This is a genomic window from Domibacillus sp. DTU_2020_1001157_1_SI_ALB_TIR_016 (assembly GCF_032341995.1).
In the GTDB taxonomy this organism is placed as follows: domain Bacteria; phylum Bacillota; class Bacilli; order Bacillales; family Domibacillaceae; genus Domibacillus; species Domibacillus indicus_A.
The window spans coordinates 806,579-826,324 of record NZ_CP135438.1 but is presented as its reverse complement, the minus strand read 5'-3'; the positions used below and the strand labels follow the sequence as shown (position 1 = coordinate 826,324).

Genomic DNA, 19,746 nt, shown 5'->3' with positions numbered 1-19,746 from the left:
AGTTTTTTATTGAAGCTGGGTTCGATAACCATTTAGTCCGCGTTCCTGGCAAAAAGCTGTTACTTCTTCCAATGTCGGAAGGCCTTTTTGTGCTCCCGGTTTTGTTACTTTCATGGCTGCTACAACGGCCGCAAACTGAGCTGCTGACTCCAGCGCTTCTCCTTCTGCCACAGCACAAGCTAATGCACCTGCGAATGAGTCTCCAGCTCCCACTGTATCAACTGCTTGGACGGGAATAGGATCTACAAAGAATGTTTTTCCTTTTTGATAAACCAGCGCTCCTTTGCTTCCCAGCTTGATGATGCTGTTTGAAACACCCAACTGATGATCAAAATACACCCCTGCTTTGTATGCGCTTTCTATTGAGTCAATTTTGATTCCCGTCAGCTCGTAAGTTTCCTGGGCATTTGGTGTAATGACGTCTGCATACTGAAGAGCTTCTATTGTTACACCTGCAGCTGGTGCTGGATCGAGAATCACAAACATTTCTTTTTCTTTTGCCAGCTTTACGGCTTGAAGAATCGTTTTAGATGGAATTTCCATTTGAATAAGAAGCACGCTTCCTGCTTCGACATCCTTAAATTTTCCAATGATGTCTTCTTCTCTCAGCTCATCATTGGCTCCCTTGATAACGAGCATTGTATTTTCAGCAGTTTTGTCAATGGTAACCAGAGCACATCCAGTCGCTTGACTCTCCGTGTATGTTAGCAGCGAAATATCTACATTATTCTCTGTCAATGTTCGAATCACTTCCTGTCCAAATGCATCACGGCCAACCGCTCCGATTAACTGAACCTGTTTGCCAAGCTTTGCACAGGCTGTTGCTTGATTTGCTCCTTTCCCGCCACTAAACATTTGCATGCTGTGACCCAAAACGGTATCTCCGTGAACAGGGTATTGATCCGTTGTTGCGACAATGTCCATATTAATGCTTCCTACCACAACGATTGACTTCATATCATTCCCTCTTTTTGTGGGTTTGTTTGTTCAAGAAAAATGTTAAGCTCCTGAACAGCTTCTTTTAAAGAAAGCTCTTTTTTAAATAAGCAAGATGTTCCGCATACAAGCATATCTGCTCCGTTTTTTACAACTTCAGGTATGGTATGAAATCCGATATTACCATCCACTTGGATTTGGATGTTGTATCCTTCTTTATCAATTAACTCACGTAGCCTTTGAATTTTTTTGTACATAAGCGGAATAAATTTCTGTCCAGCAAAGCCTGGATTCACTGTCATGACTGTTACATAGTCTACAACATCTAATACATATTCAAGTTCTTCAATAGGCGTTGAAGGATTCAAGGCCACTCCTGCTTTTATTCCTTTGTTTCTCAAGTTCTGCAATATCCTTTGCAAATGAGTAGCTGCTTCTGCATGAACGGAAATCATATCAGCTCCTGCTTCAATAAAAAGATCAATATGGTCTTCTGGTTTCATGACCATTAAGTGAACATCAAATGGCTTATCTGTGAACGGCCTGATTTGTTTAATTAAATCTGGTCCCATTGTAAAATTTGGAACAAATAAGCCGTCCATTATATCCAAGTGAAAAAAATCAACTCCTGCCTGATCTAGTTCTCTGACAGTGCTTTTTAAGTTTCCCATGTCCGCACACATAAGTGATGGTCCAATTGATGTCATAATCATAATCCCCCATATCTATACCTTATTTTTCAATCAATGGTTAATAAAGCGTTTTCTATTTGTTATCTATACTATATTGAAAGCGTTTACCTTTGAGTAGGAGAGAAAATTCGGATAGGGGGGAGTTTATTCGGTACATTTTCATTTTTTGAAATACAAACAAAAAAAAGCCCCATTAGGAGCTTTTCAACTGTACTCATGCATTTCTCTAAATTCAGAAGGTCTCTTTCCTGTCCATTGTTTAAACAAACGGCTGAAATACTTTGTGTCTTGATAACCTACTTTCGCGGCAATGTCGTAAACTTTCAAATCGGTATGAATAAGCAATTCCTTCGCTTTTTTAAGACGCTCATTTGTCACGTAATCTAAAACAGTTTCCCCTGTCTGGTTTTTAAAATATTCGCAAAAGTACGTTGCATTTAAATGCACATGGGCTGCAATTTGCTTGATAGTAATGCTTTGCTCAAGGTGCTCCTGTATCCAAACTTTGGCTCTTTTTACTGGCTCTCCCTGCTCATTGTGCGCAGCTTCCCTCTTATCCCTTATTTTTTGCATCCATATTTCTGTATCGAGTTTTAGCTTTTCAAAAGAAGAAGGTTCTTCTGTAATTTTAAATGCTTCCTGAATTAATTCCGGCAGTTCATTCAAACCATCCTCTTTAATCCAACAGTTAATAATCCTTATACATAAATAACGGACAGATTCTTGTATCAAAAATGGTGAAGACGCTTCCTTTAAAGAAACAAAGAATTGATTGAATGCCTGCTCTGCTTTATCTTCTCCATGCTCCATTGCTTCTACCGTCTCTTCTGCCCATTTGTAAATAGCTGGGGGAACTTCTGTGATTTTATTATAGGAAATATGCTTCAATGATTCTGTTTTAAAAAGTTTATTGCCTCCCTGAACCATACGGAACTGGAGGGCTGAACGCAGCTCATCTTTAACATTGGTTAAAAGAGAGAGATCTTTAAATGGATCACTCAGCGCAATAGATATAGTAAAAGGCGTTGAACGCTTGACAGCTGATTTAAGCCTCAAACACTCTGGCTCAATGTTTTCTTTATCGGGGTCTTTGATCAATACCCAATAGGCATACTGACTGTTTTTCCATAACCAATACTGACTGCTTTTTTGTGTTTCTTTAATCAGATCCTCAATTTTCTTATCCCACAACTTCCAATCCTCCGAGGATACAGCCTGCTTTTTAGCTAAAATCTGATCCACTCCAAGGTAAAGCAGATAGTAAGTTCCTTCTGGGAACTGACGGAACCACTCAAGGAAAGATAAATCCACACTGTCTTTTGATGTGGCATCATTCAGCAACTGAAGCTGCCGTTCAACGGTCAATCTAACCAGCATTTCTTCCGCTTTCTCATATTTCTCCCGCTCTGCTCTAGTTTGGATTACCTGTTCTTGTATATTAAGCAGGAGCTGCTTAAATTTATCCCGATCAATCGGCTTTAAAATATAATCCGTGGCCCCTTCTCTTAAAGCTGTTTGAACATATTTAAAATCATCGAAACCACTGATAATAATAGAAAAAAAATCATTGTTTTCTTTTTTTAGTTCTCTGACAAGCATCAGTCCATCCATAAGAGGCATTTGAACATCTGTAAATAATACATCAATAGGCTGTTCTAATTGATGAATAGCCGTATAGGCTTCTTGGCCATCCGAGTAAACTCCTGCTATTTCCCAATTTTCAATTCCTGTTTTGATTAATCGCTCAATTCCTCTTCTAATTCTTGGCTCGTCATCAACAATGGCCACTCTAATTTTCTCCATTTTTTTTATTCAGCTCCTCTCGTTTCATAAGTATAGCTGCTTGATATGAATCAATTTTGGGAATACGCATGAGAATTTTCGTGCCTTCTTCTTCCTTGCTGGTAATTTCAAGCTTATACTGTTCTCCAAAAATCATATTAATTCTCGCATTAACATTAATGACACCGAATCCTGAATCACGCCCAGCCAATGGGTCAGATTGAAGCCTTTCGTTTAACTGTTCCAATTTTTCAAAGTCGATTCCAGGGCCGTTGTCTTCAACTATTAACAGAATTTCATCGTTTTCTTTATATCGTCTATCTTCTAAAATATGAATAAAAAGCGACAATTCTTTTCTTTTTTCAAGCCCATATTTAATCGCGTTTTCAACAATCGGTTGTAATACAAACTTGGGTACATAATAATTAAGCAGGCTGCTTTCTTTCTCAATGTTAAATTGCAGCCGATCTTCAAAACGAAATTGCTGAATTCGAAGGTAATCTTCGATATGTTGAACTTCATTCTGAATACTGACTAAACTATCTTTATTACTTAGTGAAAAACGAAGCATCCTTCCAAGCAATGTCAGCATTGTAACAACTTCGTCTATTTCCTCGTCTTCTACTGCCATACTGATTGTTTCTAATGTGTTGTACATAAAGTGCGGATTAATTTGGGATTGAAGAGCATATAACTCTGCGGTACGCTGCCTTAGTTCAATATCGTAATTTCGCTGAATCAATTCTCTGATTTCAGCAAGCATTGAACTGAAGCTTTTCGCTAGAATTCCTACCTCATCATTTGAATGTATTGGAATGTCGACAAGTAAATCTCCCTTTTCCACTTTTTTCATAATGCTTCCTAACTCATAAAGAGGCCGTGTAACCTTCCAAGCAAAAGAAATGGAGATAAAAGTTGTTACTAACGCAACAACCATAAAAACAAAAATGGTTGCATTTCGAACAAGATCTGTTTTCTCTGTTAAATTTTTAATTGGCATGCTGTGAACCAGCACCCAGGCAAGCTCTCTGGATTCGCTTACACTGACAAGAGATTTTTCTCCATCCTGGTTTTTGCGAAAGCTTCCATTCAAGATTGGATATTCACCAATTTCCGGATCAACAGAACCAATTTTTGACTGTTCTGTGTGATAAATAATATTTCCTTTTTTTGTCGCAATCCACATTGTTACGTTTTTTTCCTGCTGTAGTTCTGCAAGAAATTCTTCAAAGAAAGATACATCAACGGCGATATAAATCGTTCCCAAGTTTTTTCTGTTGTCAAAATCGGTTATTTGTTTGACCAGCATAAAATAGGAAGGAGATCCTTCGAATGACAGATTTGCTTGATTAGGCAGAATAAGCTGCATTCCTCCTAAAGAACTCAGCGCATCTGCATAAGGAAGTGTTCCATCATTAAAGCCAAAATTTTTATAGGGAACAGTAGTACTTGCAAAGACGTGATTTTTAGACACTAGGAAAGCCCCTAAAATAGTTGCAGAGCTGTTTTGTAAATAGGTTCTTGTTAAATAGTTTTTTACAATGTATTCATTGCGTAGCTTTTTCGACTGGCTGCTTGCTGCACTATCTCGTAAAACAGTCATCACATCCCCTGACTGATAAATAAGGTCTGGAAAATATTCCATCTTCCGTATTTCGTTTTCAATCTTTTCATTTACCTGTTCTACGAGGCGAGGTACATATTCACCTACTTCTTCTTGAATAGACTGCGTGTATTGATAGTAGGCAATAAACCCGAGAAATCCCATTGGGACAATTGTAAGTAATGTATATGTAACGATAAGTTTCGTTGTCAGGGGAAAGGCTTTTATTTGTCTGTTAAATATATGTTTAAAAATCATATTGATCCACATTTTCCTTTGTAAAATCGATCGGCTGACCCATAATTACCATATCACCATCATATTCGATATTTCCGATTTTCCTGATGCTTTGTCCATGATATGGCCACTCGCCATCCAATAAACTTTTGGCCATTGTAACCGTTAAATAACCTAGCTTTTGCGGACTCCACAGGGTAATAGTTTGGGCTGATCCTTCTTTTAAATAGTCTCTCATTAAATTAGGGGTTGAGGTACCGACAAAAGCTATCCTCTCTGTGTTGCCGAGGTCTTTTAGTGCTTGGGCGATTGCTGGTGGAGTAACGGTTGACAGCCCGATCATTCCTTCTAAGTTTGGATAATTCTTCAATACTTTTTTTGTAACATTGTATGCTTTGTGAATATCTTCATTTGTATATTCAATTTTCACCAGCTTCATCTTTGGATAATATTCTCTCTGATGAAGTTGCAGCCAAGCTGTCCATTCATTTAAGTTTGCTGCATTTGGCGATCCTGTTAAAATGGCATATTCTCCTTGTTCCTGCATTTCCATAGCAAGTAAGTCCATAAGATGACGTCCCATTATTTCAGGATCGATCATATTAATGAAAAATTCTCTTAGTTTTGGATCTGTATCTGAGTCCCATGTTAAAACTTTAATGCCTTTTTCCTGCGCATCTTGCAGTACGGAACCCAGCTCTACGGGATCGTTTGCAGAAACTGCAATTACATCAACATGCTGATCAATTAATTCTTTAATCACTTCGGCTTGCTGTTTAGGATCAGGTGAAGGGGGTCCTTTAAAAATTACTTTCACTTTTAAATCTTCACCCGCTTCCATCGCTCCTTCTTTAACTGCAACAAAATAAGGAATTTCTTCTACTTTAGGAACTAATGCAATTGTATAAATCTTTGACTTCTTATTTTCGTTTATAGCCTCTTTAGAAAGTTCTGGCTCAGTATCATTGTAGATGACTTCATACTTCTTTTGTACGTTGCACGATGTGAGTAATAAAAGACAAAATAGAAGGATAAATAAAACTAGCTTTTTATACATATCTTTATGATCCCTCTCTTTAGTTAGATAAGTGTGCCCTCAACTCATTAGTAAGCGTTTTCAAATAAATGACCGTAAAATGCTGCTGTTCTTTATTGAAAAAACAAGGTCTCTAATTTTCTAAGTAATAGTCAAGGAATTAATTGCACTACTTTGAAAAATGCAAATTATTATTTATAAAAAATGCTACTCTTTTGCCTATATAGTAAAAAGTTTATATAAAACAAGAAACCATGCTTATTGTACTACTTTAAACTAGATAATTAGTACTTCTATTATAATTCTCTTCATTTTTAAAAATCCCTTTTGGACTCACTCTTTTATCTTTAAGAGGTTATTTTATTAAGTATATAATTTATGACATATTCAATTAAATGTCTAATTCTTTTTTTACTATATGAATCGGACACCTGACAAACGGCTTATTCGCTATAACTTTTAGCTATAGGTACTTATCAAAATTAAGCGTTACACTATAACTATATACCCGTGGTATGATACGAACACAGCCAAAAAGAAAAAGGTAACCAGACACGGAGAGGAAGAAAAAATTGCGTAAAGTAAATGCTTCTGATGTTGTAGCAGCAAGCCGCTTCAATAAATTTCATTTAGTTGTTTTTTTATGGTGTGTATACGCCATTGCATTTGATGGTTTTGATATTGCCATGTACGGGATCGGTCTTCCATTAATGATGGCTGATTTCGGCTTAACGCCGGTTGAAGCCGGCAGTATTGGAAGTTATGTATTGGTCGGCATGATGGCCGGTGCCTTTATATGCGGGCCACTTGCCGACACAATCGGACGCAAAAAAGTTCTAGCCATCTGCATGTTTTTATTTAGTGTTTTTACTTTTCTTTCAGGCCTTGCGCCAAATGCGACGGTCTTTACCGTCATGCGTGTCATTGCAGGAATCGGGATGGGTGGTTTGATGCCTAACGTGATTGCCCTGATGACTGAGTATTCCCCGAAAAAAAACCGGGCACTTATCGTAGCCACCATGTACTGCGGTTATTCGGTTGGAGGCATTTTAGCAGCACTGATTGGGATGTCCGTTATGCAGGATGTGGGCTGGAGATTGCTTTACTGGCTTGGTATTATTCCATTATTCACCCTGCCTTTATTCTTAAAGAAATTTCCGGAATCTCTGTCGTATTATATTTTGCGCGGACAGGGAGATAAACTTGCGGACATTTTAAATCGTGTTCATCCTGGCGGAAATTATAAAGAAACCGACGATTATGAATATGCAAGCGCAAAAGAAAATGCAAAAGGATTTCCGGTCAAGAAATTATTCATCCATCATCGTGCGTTGAGCACATTTGCTTTTTGCCTTGCTGTGTTCAGCTGTTTGCTTATGATTTACGGCTTAAATACATGGCTGCCAAAAATTATGCAGGAATCCGGCTATGCCCTGTCATCCAGCCTTTCATTCAGCTTAGTGCTTGGCGTCGGCCAAATAGGCGGTTCTCTATTAGGTGGCTATTTTATCGACCGTGTAGGACACCGGAAAGTGTTGATTTCCATGTATTTGCTTAGCGCTGTTTGTTTTATTGCCCTGAGTTTTACATCTAATATCCTGCTTTTATATGTACTAATTGCGCTTGGCGGTGCCTGTACGGCGGGAACACAAAATTTATCAAACCCTTATATTTATGAGTTTTATCCAAAAGAAGTACGGGCAACTGGCGTCGGCTTCGCCGTTGGGGTCGGCCGGATCGGAGCAATTGCAGCACCGATATTGATCGGTTTTTTACTGGCCTCCAGCCTGGCACCACAAAATGCTTTTATCATGTTTGCTGTTCCGAGTCTTCTTGGAGCCCTTGCTTTTACTCTGGTTCGTGAAAAATACGGAAGCTTTGACCAGCTGGAGACACTTCAAGATCAAAGAGCAGGCTGAACAATCATGACAGCAGCTATATGCCATTAAAAGAAGTGAAAATAAAAAGGATGACCTTAGTCTACAGATACGAAGACTTAAAGGTCGTCCTTTTTTAGCTGGCTGGCCAAAGATGCCGACCCACACTTTAGACAGGACAGGTGACAAAAGATTCTTTTCTCCAAAAGCTCCATTAAATCATGAAATTTTCAACTCCTCGCTGCATATAAACCTCATATGATTTAAAATTTACTTTCAGAGGGCAGGGATGACGATCTTTCTTCGCAAATTTATTTCCATTCTAATTGGAAGCTTTTTTATTGCAGTGGGCATTAACTTCTTTCTTGTCCCCTCTGAGCTGCTGGACGGTGGAGCGATTGGCATCGGGCTCATTTCTCATTACGTGACAGGAGTACAAGTGGGACTAGTCATTATTTTAATCAATATACCGATTTTTATTTTTTCCTGGTTTTACAACCGCTCTTTTTTTTATAACAGTCTCCACGGCATGCTTTTTTCGTCTTTTATGATTGATTTATTTTATCCTCTGCACGCTATTGGGGAACAATTTAACATTCCCATTGTGTTTGCTATTCTTGGAGGGATTACGGTCGGTCTTGGTATCGGCTGTATGCTCTGGTTTAATACAAGCGTCGGTGGAACAGATCTCCTGGGTCTCATGTTTGCGAGACACAGAAATTTAAACCCAGGCGTCATCATTTTTATGATTGATTTTCTTATTGTTTCTATCGGAAGTATGATTATTTCAGATGGCTCCATTTTCTTATCCTGCCTCACTGTCACATGTGTTGGCATCACCACGAGCTTGGTGTCAGCAAGGAAACAGGAAGAACAGTAACGGCTTATATTTGAGCTAAAAGGTATCCTAACCACTTTTTGAGACAACAAAAAAGAGGACAAGCTTTCGCTGTCCTCACTTCTTGCCTGGCGGCGTCCTGCTCTCACAGGGGGAAACCCCCAACTACCATCGGCGCTGAAGAGCTTAACGGCCGTGTTCGGGATGGGAACGGGTGTGACCTCTTCGCTATTGCCACCAGACTATATGGAACAAAATTGTTCCTTCAAAACTAGATAATCTCTGTAAAGTAACGGCATACCGATGCCATTTGGATCTTGATTAAGTCCTCGATCGATTAGTATTCGTCAGCTCCATGCGTCGCCGCACTTCCACCTCGAACCTATCTACCTCGTCATCTTCAAGGGATCTTACTTACTTGCGTAATGGGAAATCTCATCTTGAGGGGGGCTTCATGCTTAGATGCTTTCAGCACTTATCCCGTCCACACATAGCTACCCAGCGATGCCTCTGGCGAGACAACTGGTACACCAGCGGTGTGTCCATCCCGGTCCTCTCGTACTAAGGACAGCTCCTCTCAAATTTCCTGCGCCCGCGACGGATAGGGACCGAACTGTCTCACGACGTTCTGAACCCAGCTCGCGTACCGCTTTAATGGGCGAACAGCCCAACCCTTGGGACCGACTACAGCCCCAGGATGCGATGAGCCGACATCGAGGTGCCAAACCTCCCCGTCGATGTGGACTCTTGGGGGAGATAAGCCTGTTATCCCCGGGGTAGCTTTTATCCGTTGAGCGATGGCCCTTCCATGCGGAACCACCGGATCACTAAGCCCGACTTTCGTCCCTGCTCGACTTGTAGGTCTCGCAGTCAAGCTCCCTTGTGCCTTTACACTCTGCGAATGATTTCCAACCATTCTGAGGGAACCTTTGGGCGCCTCCGTTACATTTTAGGAGGCGACCGCCCCAGTCAAACTGCCCGCCTGACACTGTCTCCCACCCGGATCACGGGTGCGGGTTAGAATTTCAACACAGTCAGGGCAGTATCCCACCAGCGCCTCCACCGAAGCTGGCGCTCCGGCTTCCAAGGCTCCTGCCTATCCTGTGCAGACTGTGCCGAAATTCAATATCAGGCTGCAGTAAAGCTCCACGGGGTCTTTCCGTCCTGTCGCGGGTAACCTGCATCTTCACAGGTACTATAATTTCACCGAGTCTCTCGTTGAGACAGTGCCCAGATCGTTGCGCCTTTCGTGCGGGTCGGAACTTACCCGACAAGGAATTTCGCTACCTTAGGACCGTTATAGTTACGGCCGCCGTTTACTGGGGCTTCAATTCAGACCTTCGCTTGCGCTAAGCCCTCCTCTTAACCTTCCAGCACCGGGCAGGCGTCAGCCCCTATACGTCGCCTTGCGGCTTTGCAGAGACCTGTGTTTTTGCTAAACAGTCGCCTGGGCCTATTCACTGCGGCTCTCTCGGGCTTGCACCCTACCAGAGCACCCCTTCTCCCGAAGTTACGGGGTCATTTTGCCGAGTTCCTTAACGAGAGTTCACTCGCTCACCTTAGGATTCTCTCCTCGCCTACCTGTGTCGGTTTGCGGTACGGGCACCTTACATCTCGCTAGAGGCTTTTCTTGGCAGTGTGGAATCGAAGACTTCGGTACTAAAATTCCCTCGTCATCACAGCTCAGCCTTAATGGAAACGGGATTTGCCTCATTTCCAGCCTGACTGCTTAAACACGCGTATCCAGCTGCGTGATCTCCTATCCTCCTGCGTCCCCCCATCACTCAAACGATGCTTGGTGGTACAGGAATATCAACCTGTTATCCATCGCCTACGCCTTTCGGCCTCGGCTTAGGTCCCGACTAACCCTGAGAGGACGAGCCTTCCTCAGGAAACCTTAGGCATTCGGTGGAAGGGATTCTCACCCTTCTTTCGCTACTCATACCGGCATTCTCACTTCCAGGCGCTCCACCAGTCCTTCCGGTCTGGCTTCACCGCCCCTGGAACGCTCTCCTACCACTGACACCATAAGGTGTCAATCCACAGCTTCGGTGATACGTTTAGCCCCGGTACATTTTCGGCGCAGAGTCACTCGACCAGTGAGCTATTACGCACTCTTTAAATGGTGGCTGCTTCTAAGCCAACATCCTGGTTGTCTGGGCAACTCCACATCCTTTTCCACTTAACGTATACTTTGGGACCTTAGCTGGTGGTCTGGGCTGTTTCCCTCTTGACTACGGATCTTATCACTCGCAGTCTGACTCCCAAACATAAGTATCTGGCATTCGGAGTTTGTCTGAATTCGGTAACCCGGGATGGGCCCCTAGTCCAAACAGTGCTCTACCTCCAGTACTCTTCGTTTGAGGCTAGCCCTAAAGCTATTTCGGAGAGAACCAGCTATCTCCAGGTTCGATTGGAATTTCACCGCTACCCACACCTCATCCCCGCACTTTTCAACGTGCGTGGGTTCGGACCTCCAGTGAGTGTTACCTCACCTTCATCCTGGACATGGGTAGATCACCTGGTTTCGGGTCTACGACCTCATACTCAAACGCCCTGTTCAGACTCGCTTTCGCTGCGGCTCCGCCTTATCAGCTTAACCTTGCATGAAATCGTAACTCGCCGGTTCATTCTACAAAAGGCACGCTATCACCCGTTAAAGGGCTCTAACTACTTGTAGGCACACGGTTTCAGGATCTCTTTCACTCCCCTTCCGGGGTGCTTTTCACCTTTCCCTCACGGTACTGGTTCACTATCGGTCACTAGGGAGTATTTAGCCTTGGGAGATGGTCCTCCCGGATTCCGACGGAATTCCTCGTGTTCCGCCGTACTCAGGATACACTCAAGAGAGAAGAAGATTTCAGCTACAGGGCTGTTACCTTGTACCGCGGATCTTTCCAGATCGCTTCACCTATCTTCTTCCTTTGTAACTCCGTATAGAGTGTCCTACAACCCCAAGAGGCAAGCCTCTTGGTTTGGGCTATGTCCCGTTTCGCTCGCCGCTACTCAGGGAATCGCGTTTGCTTTCTCTTCCTCCGGGTACTTAGATGTTTCAGTTCCCCGGGTATGCCTCCTCCTGCCCTATGTATTCAGGCAGGGGTACCATCCCATTACGGATGGTGGGTTTCCCCATTCGGAAATCTCCGGATCAAAGCTTACTTACAGCTCCCCGGAGCATATCGGTGTTAGTCCCGTCCTTCTTCGGCTCCTAGTGCCAAGGCATCCACCGTGCGCCCTTTCTAACTTAACCTAAAATGGCGATTACTCGGTATTGCTTGGTGTTACTTTACGATATTATCCAGTTTTCAAAGAACAATCATGTTTGTTATAGAAGGAATTCATCCTTCAAAACTGAACAAAATAACGCGTCAACGTGTGTGAGAACCAAGTTCTCACTTCCGTAAATATCCTTAGAAAGGAGGTGATCCAGCCGCACCTTCCGATACGGCTACCTTGTTACGACTTCACCCCAATCATCTGCCCCACCTTCGGCGGCTGGCTCCCGTAAGGGTTACCCCACCGACTTCGGGTGTTGCAAACTCTCGTGGTGTGACGGGCGGTGTGTACAAGGCCCGGGAACGTATTCACCGCGGCATGCTGATCCGCGATTACTAGCGATTCCAGCTTCATGCAGGCGAGTTGCAGCCTGCAATCCGAACTGAGAATGGTTTTATGGGATTGGCTAAACCTCGCGGTTTTGCAGCCCTTTGTACCATCCATTGTAGCACGTGTGTAGCCCAGGTCATAAGGGGCATGATGATTTGACGTCATCCCCACCTTCCTCCGGTTTGTCACCGGCAGTCACCTTAGAGTGCCCAACTAAATGCTGGCAACTAAGATCAAGGGTTGCGCTCGTTGCGGGACTTAACCCAACATCTCACGACACGAGCTGACGACAACCATGCACCACCTGTCACCGCTGTCCCCGAAGGGAAAGCCCTGTCTCCAGGGAGGTCAGCGGGATGTCAAGACCTGGTAAGGTTCTTCGCGTTGCTTCGAATTAAACCACATGCTCCACCGCTTGTGCGGGCCCCCGTCAATTCCTTTGAGTTTCAGCCTTGCGGCCGTACTCCCCAGGCGGAGTGCTTAATGCGTTAGCTGCAGCACTGAGGGGCGGAAACCCCCCAACACTTAGCACTCATCGTTTACGGCGTGGACTACCAGGGTATCTAATCCTGTTCGCTCCCCACGCTTTCGCGCCTCAGCGTCAGTTACAGACCAAAGAGCCGCCTTCGCCACTGGTGTTCCTCCACATCTCTACGCATTTCACCGCTACACGTGGAATTCCGCTCTTCTCTTCTGCACTCAAGCCTTCCAGTTTCCAATGACCCTCCACGGTTGAGCCGTGGGCTTTCACATCAGACTTAAAAGGCCGCCTGCGCGCGCTTTACGCCCAATAATTCCGGACAACGCTTGCCACCTACGTATTACCGCGGCTGCTGGCACGTAGTTAGCCGTGGCTTTCTGGCCAGGTACCGTCAAGGTACGGGCAGTTACTCCCGTACTTGTTCTTCCCTGACAACAGAGTTTTACGATCCGAAAACCTTCTTCACTCACGCGGCGTTGCTCCGTCAGACTTTCGTCCATTGCGGAAGATTCCCTACTGCTGCCTCCCGTAGGAGTCTGGGCCGTGTCTCAGTCCCAGTGTGGCCGATCACCCTCTCAGGTCGGCTACGCATCGTCGCCTTGGTAAGCCGTTACCTCACCAACTAGCTAATGCGCCGCGGGCCCATCCTGCAGTGACAGCCGAAGCCGCCTTTCAAAAGGAAACCAGGAGGTTTCCAATATTATTCGGTATTAGCCCCGGTTTCCCGGAGTTATCCCAATCTGCAGGGCAGGTTGCCCACGTGTTACTCACCCGTCCGCCGCTAACTTGAACAGGAGCAAGCTCTGTCAAGTCCGCTCGACTTGCATGTATTAGGCACGCCGCCAGCGTTCGTCCTGAGCCAGGATCAAACTCTCCAAAAAAGTTTGACTTGCTCATTTGTTTCCATTAAAACACGGGGTGTTTTTAATGGAAGATAAAAATTTAAAACGTTGACGTTTATTTTGTTCAGTTTTCAAAGATCAATTTTCTTCACTGTCGTTCCCGACAGCTAAATAATCATATCACGTATTAACTTTCAAGTCAACAACTTTTTATCAAAATAATATTTTGATAAATGATTATTAGAATTCATATTTGTCGCTTCATCGATGATACATCAAAAGCGACAGAAAGTTATTATAGTACATTTGGATGTAATTAGTCAATAAGAACTTTCTTATTACATTATATCCAAATAATTAATATAACCTTTATATAGGTTTATCCCGCACGCTACTGTATTAGCGACGGACTAATAATATAACACGTTCGTACTTCTATGGCAATAATATTTCCCCTTATTTTTCTTACCTAGTTATGTTTATAAACCCAGTCTAACCCAAAATAACAGTAGTTGAATGAAATATGATAAAAGTAGATTTTATATCTGCTGATACACTGTAGAGTACACCACAACACAACTTTATTCTTAAAACAACTAATCCATTGAAGCTTTTATCGGTAAGTACTGCTTCCGCGATGATCATGAATATATACCTTTCCCTTATTCCTTGCAGAGGCCAGGCGCCGGAACTCCTATCACTTTTGTTAAAACTTGAAAAGGAATTTCATCAATCTGAATGGTGTCATAGGGAAACTGAAACTGGCATAAGTGACAAAGGTCCCTTATATGCATTTCTAGAATGTCTCTTTTCTCAGGGTGTGAAAAGAGACATTCTAACTCCTCCTTCTCCGACAAAGTCATAAAAGCAGACAAGCGGCTTTTACCACAACGGGGGCATATTACAATAAAGCGGTCTTCTAAAATCCCTGCTTTCTTTAAAAAAGTGAGTGTCTGCTTTTGAAGGCCGGGATCAGATATAACACGCCCTATACTAGAAAAGTACTGGCCTTTTGAAAAACGAGACAAATGACTATCTAATGCTTTTTTGGTTTCCTCAGGGAGAAAATCAATTTTTTGGAGAGTGGGAAAAGCATAAAAGCTGGCAGCGGATGAATGTGCCCCGTCTTTCATCTGGGAAATTAAAAGTGCTAGATCGCGCGAAAGATTACGCATAGGTAAAGCAGCAAAAGCCTTCTGAAAATGACAAAGCTTTTCTTTTGTATAAGCATCCTTCATTGCAGAGACATTAATGGACTGCAAATATGCAGTAAATGCTTTTGAAAATTCATAAATTTGTTCAAGGTCTCTCATTTCTCCCTCTCCTTTTTAAAATGAGATGCATACGTACCAGGAGGGTTTGTATATCTGCCTCTTCCTATATAGAAAGTTCGTTTTAGTTCATATAAGACCCGCTCACTGAAGGAAGGGTTCACTTCCAAAGAATCGCCTAAAAACTTCTTCAATATACAGTCTTTTTTACCATCGATCTGGTGGCATGACATCTCCGTCATGCCACCCAAAAAAGCGCTGCCCCTTAAACAGCGAATGCTATCGATTACTTTCTTATAATTACTGTATGTTATATTTGCATGAATGTTAGCACTACACGAAAATGAGCCCCCGACCTTTATAAAGGCCAGGAGCTCATTTATTATTTTTTAGATGCTGGCAAGCCAGTTTTATTATAAAAATTTAAGTAATAAAAAAATACAATGTCTTTATTAATCGTATTGGCCCCACCTACGCCATATACATTGACAGCCACCCTTGCTATCCTACCCAATGATTATATTCTTTTATTACTTCATTTTAGCTATACCCCAAAAACCAAAGAACAAATCCATTTATTTTTCTTTTTTGCTTTTTAAATATAATAAATGTTCTTTTAAGCTTCATCTTAATAAAGTTGTTTATAGGGAGAACAGGCGGGTAATCTAAACACTGTAACATCGTAAAATCCAACTGAACTGAGAAGAAACTTTCAATGGTAAACAATAATGATAAAATGAGCCGTGAAGAAGCAGGCCGTAAAGGCGGCGAAGCTCGAGGCAAACAGCGTAACAACGATTAATTAAAAAATGGAACAGAGAGCGTGGACGAGCTAGTGTCCATTATCCTATAGGAAAGAGAATGCCTGCAGGCATTCTCTTTTCTTTTGAACAAAATATCTTTTTCCCCTGCTTTTAAACCGGTAAAGCTTATGTTTTCTGCTTTTAAATCCCTGCCCACACGTCTTTTGCATACCTTCCATCTTCCTGTAGCTTCCATAACCACTGCATGGCTTCCTGTTCTGTTGCTCCGTGAACGGATTCGTAAGCTTTCTGCAGGGCCGTTTCTACATCCGGAGCCATTCTGGTTCCATCCCCGCATACATAAAGCCGGCCTCCCTCATCGAGAATACGAATTAATTCCGCTGTATCTTTCTGCATTAAATGCTGTACGTACGCTTTCGGGGCTTCTTCTTTACGAGAAAAAGCCGTATGAAGCGTCACAATTCCCTCTTTTTCATAACCCTCCAGTTCTTCACGGTAAATGAAGTCTTTTTCATTGCGGCATCCGAAATAAAGATGGGCTTCACCTAATGTTCGGCCTTCTTGTTTCATGGCAGCACGGGCCTGAAGAAAACCACGAAAAGGTGCCACTCCTGTTCCTGGACCAACCATAACGATTGGCGTCTCAAAATCTTGAGGCAACTGAAACCGGGATTCCGGCGTACGGACAAAAATCAAGATATCTTCTCCCTGCTTACGGTCCGCTAAGTAAGTAGACGCCACTCCCCGGTATTCCCCCTGGCCGCTCCAGGCAGGCCCTTGTACAACACCGACCGTTATGCTGCATCGGTCCGGATTTGCGCGAGGAGAGCTCGATATCGAATAATAGCGCGGTTTTAACGGGCGTAAAAGTGCCAAAAACCGTTCAAATGGCAGTTCACATGCTTCGTACTTTTCCAGAAGATCCAGCATCGAAACGCGTTTTTTGAGTATTTCCTCTTGATAAATCCCTTCTTCAATTAAAGCTTCTAATTCACGTTTATGTGGAGGACAAAGAGTAAAAGCGGCCAGTTCCCGTATCTGCGCTCTAGTCGCTGCTTCCTGCACTTCCACACTGTAAGCAAGAAGATCATTCAAGCTCACCGGCCGGTCTAAGGGCAAGTGAGCTACACTGCGTCCGCTGGCTGTCAGCATCACTTGATCGTTTCCGTTTAAGGCATATCTCTGGAGAATACGATGAATATTTTCCCGGCTATTTGCAGGCAGTACACCGAGGTGATCTCCTTCTTGATAGGTAATACCTTCCGGCAAAACCACCTCAATATGCCGGGTGCTTCGGCCGCTGTCTGGCGACTGGAGTTCCCGATTCTCTCTAACCGAAGCATAAACCGCTTCGTACGATCGAGCGAGAGGAGACCCTCCTAGTCCTTTCACAAACTGAAGGCTTAGTGTGCTCCGCTCCGTTTCCGCCTTTTCATTAAGCTGCAGCCCAAAGGTTTCTATGGCATCCGTCCACATTTTACGTTTCCAGTGATCAAGCTGTTCCTCAAAATCTCCGCTTGCATCCGCTTCACCACGTGCGGAGAACCGCAGCGCCCCTTTTTGGGCAAGCTGCTCATCAATCCACCTCGGTATGTACTGATACGTACTAGCCCAGTTATGATCACCGCATCCAAATACTGCATAACGCACACCTTCAAGCTCTCCTTCTTTTACTTCTTCCAGCCATTGCACAAACTGACCTGCATTGCTTGGTGGTTTTCCATTATAAGAAGAAGTGACGATTAAGACCGCTCCTTCTTTCGGTAGAGCCCCGATTCGATCATTTAATGGCGCTACTTCTGTACGTACACCATGTAAGCCAGCGGTATCGGCCAGCTCACGCGCCACCCCTTCTGCCGTCCCCGTATCAGAGCCGTATAAAACAAGCAGCGGGCGATTATGAACACCTAAAATCGAGGCTCTTTGAACTTCCTCTTCTTCATGATTCTCCACTCTTTTTTCTCCAGGAGCCAGAACAGGTGTGTAAACAGCTGATTGCATACGCGGCTGAACTTGTATTTTAAAATCCCCTGGTTTTAAGGTTAATGTTTGTTTTATATCAAGATCATAATTTTCATAATCAATCAATTCAAAATGCTGAAGCAGCATTCCCAGTACAAGAGTAGCCTCATGGAGGGCAAACTGCATGCCAATGCACGCCCGCTGGCCGTTTCCAAATGGCTTATAGGCATGATGAGGCACTTTTTTCGGGTCTTCAAACCGTTCTGGACGAAATTCTTCTGCATCTTCTCCCCACGCCTCTTTATCCCGGTGCAGCTGCGGAATCAGTACAGCTACCCTTTCCTTCTCTTTTTTTATCGGATACTTGCCGCCAATGACTGTATCTTCCTTTGCATAAAGACTGAATGCAGGGGCGGTCGGCCACAAGCGGAGCGATTCATTTAAAATCATACGGACATATTTAAGCTGTAATACCTGCTTATACGTTGGTGTTGCACCTGTTAACACCTGATCCACTTCTTCATACGCTTTTTTCAGTGTATCGGGATTTTTTAATAAGAAGTAAAGAGCAAATGACAACAAACCACTTGTTGTTTCGTGCCCTGCTATTAAAAATGTAATAATTTGAAAGCGAATATTTTCATCATCCAGCTTTTCACCCGTTTCAGGATCTTTCACATGTAACATGCGGGAAAGCAGATCATTTTCTTCTTGATGTTCACTCGCTCTGCGCTCGGCAATAATATTGTCTACCAAGGTAAACATCATCTGGATATCATGTTGAAACTGCCGCTTCGTTCGCCCCATCAATTTATCCTGCAAAGAAAGGCGCTGCATTTGCTGCATCGCTTCATCCAAAGCGCGGACCATACTTGTGATAAACGGATGAGGATTTTCTCTATAAAAGCTGTTAAAGCGGTAGTTAAAGCCACACAATCCAATGGTATCCAGCGTAAGGCGGGTCATATCTTCTGGAACATCGACAGGCTCATTTGGATTCAGCCTCGCCCATTTTTGAACAAGCTGGACAGCGATATCGACCATCATGGAATGATAACCCTTCATAGCCCGCTGGCTAAATGTAGGGACGAGAATATTATGGGCTTTTCTCCAGTTGGATTCATGAGTCCAGCTCGTAAACAGCCCGTCTCCTGCAAAAGCACGGACTTTTTCCAAAGCTCCTTCAACACTTTTATCAAAGCGGGATTCATCGCATACTTCTGCGACAAGTTCATGTCCGGAAACGACTACTGACGTACCCGCCGGTGTATGTAATTGAAAAATAGGGCCAAATTCCTCCGCCAGTTTTATAAGCGATAAAGTCGGTTTATCGCGATCAATTAACGGGAGATTTCCGAGCGGGCCAAAGGTTTTCGGCTGAGGAATCGTGCTGGCTTCCTTCATATAAAAACACCCTTTCTTCAATAAATGGACTAATTCCTTCATCAATATCCTACCATTTATTAGAATTTACCTTCCAATATTACGTAATGATCGGCCGGTAAAAGCACATATTGGCCTATCTATATTCTTTATTTGGAAAAAAATGATGTACTTGGCTTTTGCTCGGGCTGGAAAAATCGTGAGTCCTATGGATAAAAAACCTGGAAACAGAACAAAGCAGCAGAAGCCGGCCTGCACGCTTCCCCACTTCTCTTCTTTTGTCCTAAAACTTCTAACTAAACGACAAATTTAGTGAAAGGACATTCTTTCCATACACCGAACTTAACACATATATGAAAGAACGTACTTGGAAAGCTTGTTGAGATTCATGACACACCTTTATAAGATCCTTATACCGTATCGTTATCAGACACAT

Annotated in this window: 9 protein-coding genes and 3 rRNA genes; 2 read left to right on the top strand and 10 right to left on the bottom strand. The window is 43.2% G+C overall.

Features of this window, described 5'->3' with window-relative positions:
• Positions 1 to 6: 6 nt before the first annotated feature.
• The 5 genes from rbsK to RRU94_RS03920 form a co-directional block, all read right to left on the bottom strand.
• Positions 7 to 957, bottom strand: coding sequence for a ribokinase (gene rbsK, locus RRU94_RS03940; RefSeq protein WP_315691883.1), 951 nt, complete (start codon positions 955 to 957; stop codon positions 7 to 9).
• On the bottom strand, positions 954 to 1,643 hold the full coding sequence (gene rpe, locus RRU94_RS03935; protein ID WP_315691882.1) for a ribulose-phosphate 3-epimerase: 690 nt from the start codon (positions 1,641 to 1,643) through the stop codon (positions 954 to 956). The genes rbsK and rpe overlap by 4 nt, the downstream gene beginning before the upstream one ends.
• Before the next feature lie 189 nt (positions 1,644 to 1,832).
• Complete coding sequence (locus RRU94_RS03930) at positions 1,833 to 3,431, bottom strand: response regulator transcription factor (protein ID WP_315691881.1); 1,599 nt, start codon at positions 3,429 to 3,431, stop codon at positions 1,833 to 1,835.
• Positions 3,418 to 5,178 (bottom strand): cache domain-containing sensor histidine kinase, encoded by a 1,761-nt coding sequence (locus RRU94_RS03925; RefSeq protein ID WP_315691934.1) that lies wholly within the window; start codon positions 5,176 to 5,178, stop codon positions 3,418 to 3,420. The genes RRU94_RS03930 and RRU94_RS03925 overlap by 14 nt, the downstream gene beginning before the upstream one ends.
• An 82-nt stretch (positions 5,179 to 5,260) precedes the next feature.
• Positions 5,261 to 6,307 carry an autoinducer 2 ABC transporter substrate-binding protein gene (locus RRU94_RS03920; RefSeq protein WP_315691880.1) on the bottom strand — a complete coding sequence of 349 codons (1,047 nt, stop codon included), beginning with the start codon at positions 6,305 to 6,307 and terminating at the stop codon, positions 5,261 to 5,263.
• 551 nt (positions 6,308 to 6,858) lie between these two features.
• Here RRU94_RS03920 and RRU94_RS03915 point away from each other — a divergent pair.
• Both RRU94_RS03915 and RRU94_RS03910 read left to right on the top strand, forming a co-directional pair.
• Positions 6,859 to 8,205 (top strand): MFS transporter, encoded by a 1,347-nt coding sequence (locus RRU94_RS03915; RefSeq protein WP_315691879.1) that lies wholly within the window; start codon positions 6,859 to 6,861, stop codon positions 8,203 to 8,205.
• A gap of 247 nt (positions 8,206 to 8,452) precedes the next feature.
• Positions 8,453 to 9,043 (top strand): YitT family protein, encoded by a 591-nt coding sequence (locus tag RRU94_RS03910; RefSeq protein WP_315691878.1) that lies wholly within the window; start codon positions 8,453 to 8,455, stop codon positions 9,041 to 9,043.
• Positions 9,044 to 9,127: 84 nt separating this feature from the next.
• Here the strand turns inward: RRU94_RS03910 and rrf are convergent.
• From rrf to RRU94_RS03885, 5 genes are all read right to left on the bottom strand, one after another.
• Positions 9,128 to 9,243: ribosomal RNA gene (gene rrf / locus RRU94_RS03905) — 5S ribosomal RNA — on the bottom strand.
• Positions 9,244 to 9,318: 75 nt separating this feature from the next.
• A 23S ribosomal RNA gene (locus tag RRU94_RS03900) occupies positions 9,319 to 12,251 on the bottom strand.
• A gap of 164 nt (positions 12,252 to 12,415) precedes the next feature.
• Positions 12,416 to 13,969: ribosomal RNA gene (locus RRU94_RS03895) — 16S ribosomal RNA — on the bottom strand.
• The 16S, 23S and 5S rRNA genes sit together here, the layout of an rRNA operon.
• Positions 13,970 to 14,592: 623 nt before the next feature.
• The gene (locus RRU94_RS03890; protein WP_315691877.1) at positions 14,593 to 15,243 is read right to left on the bottom strand and encodes a hypothetical protein; all 651 of its coding nucleotides are present in this window, start codon (positions 15,241 to 15,243) and stop codon (positions 14,593 to 14,595) included.
• Positions 15,244 to 16,145: 902 nt separating this feature from the next.
• Positions 16,146 to 19,331, bottom strand: coding sequence for a bifunctional cytochrome P450/NADPH--P450 reductase (locus RRU94_RS03885; RefSeq protein WP_315691876.1), 3,186 nt, complete (start codon positions 19,329 to 19,331; stop codon positions 16,146 to 16,148).
• Positions 19,332 to 19,746 lie beyond the last annotated feature (415 nt).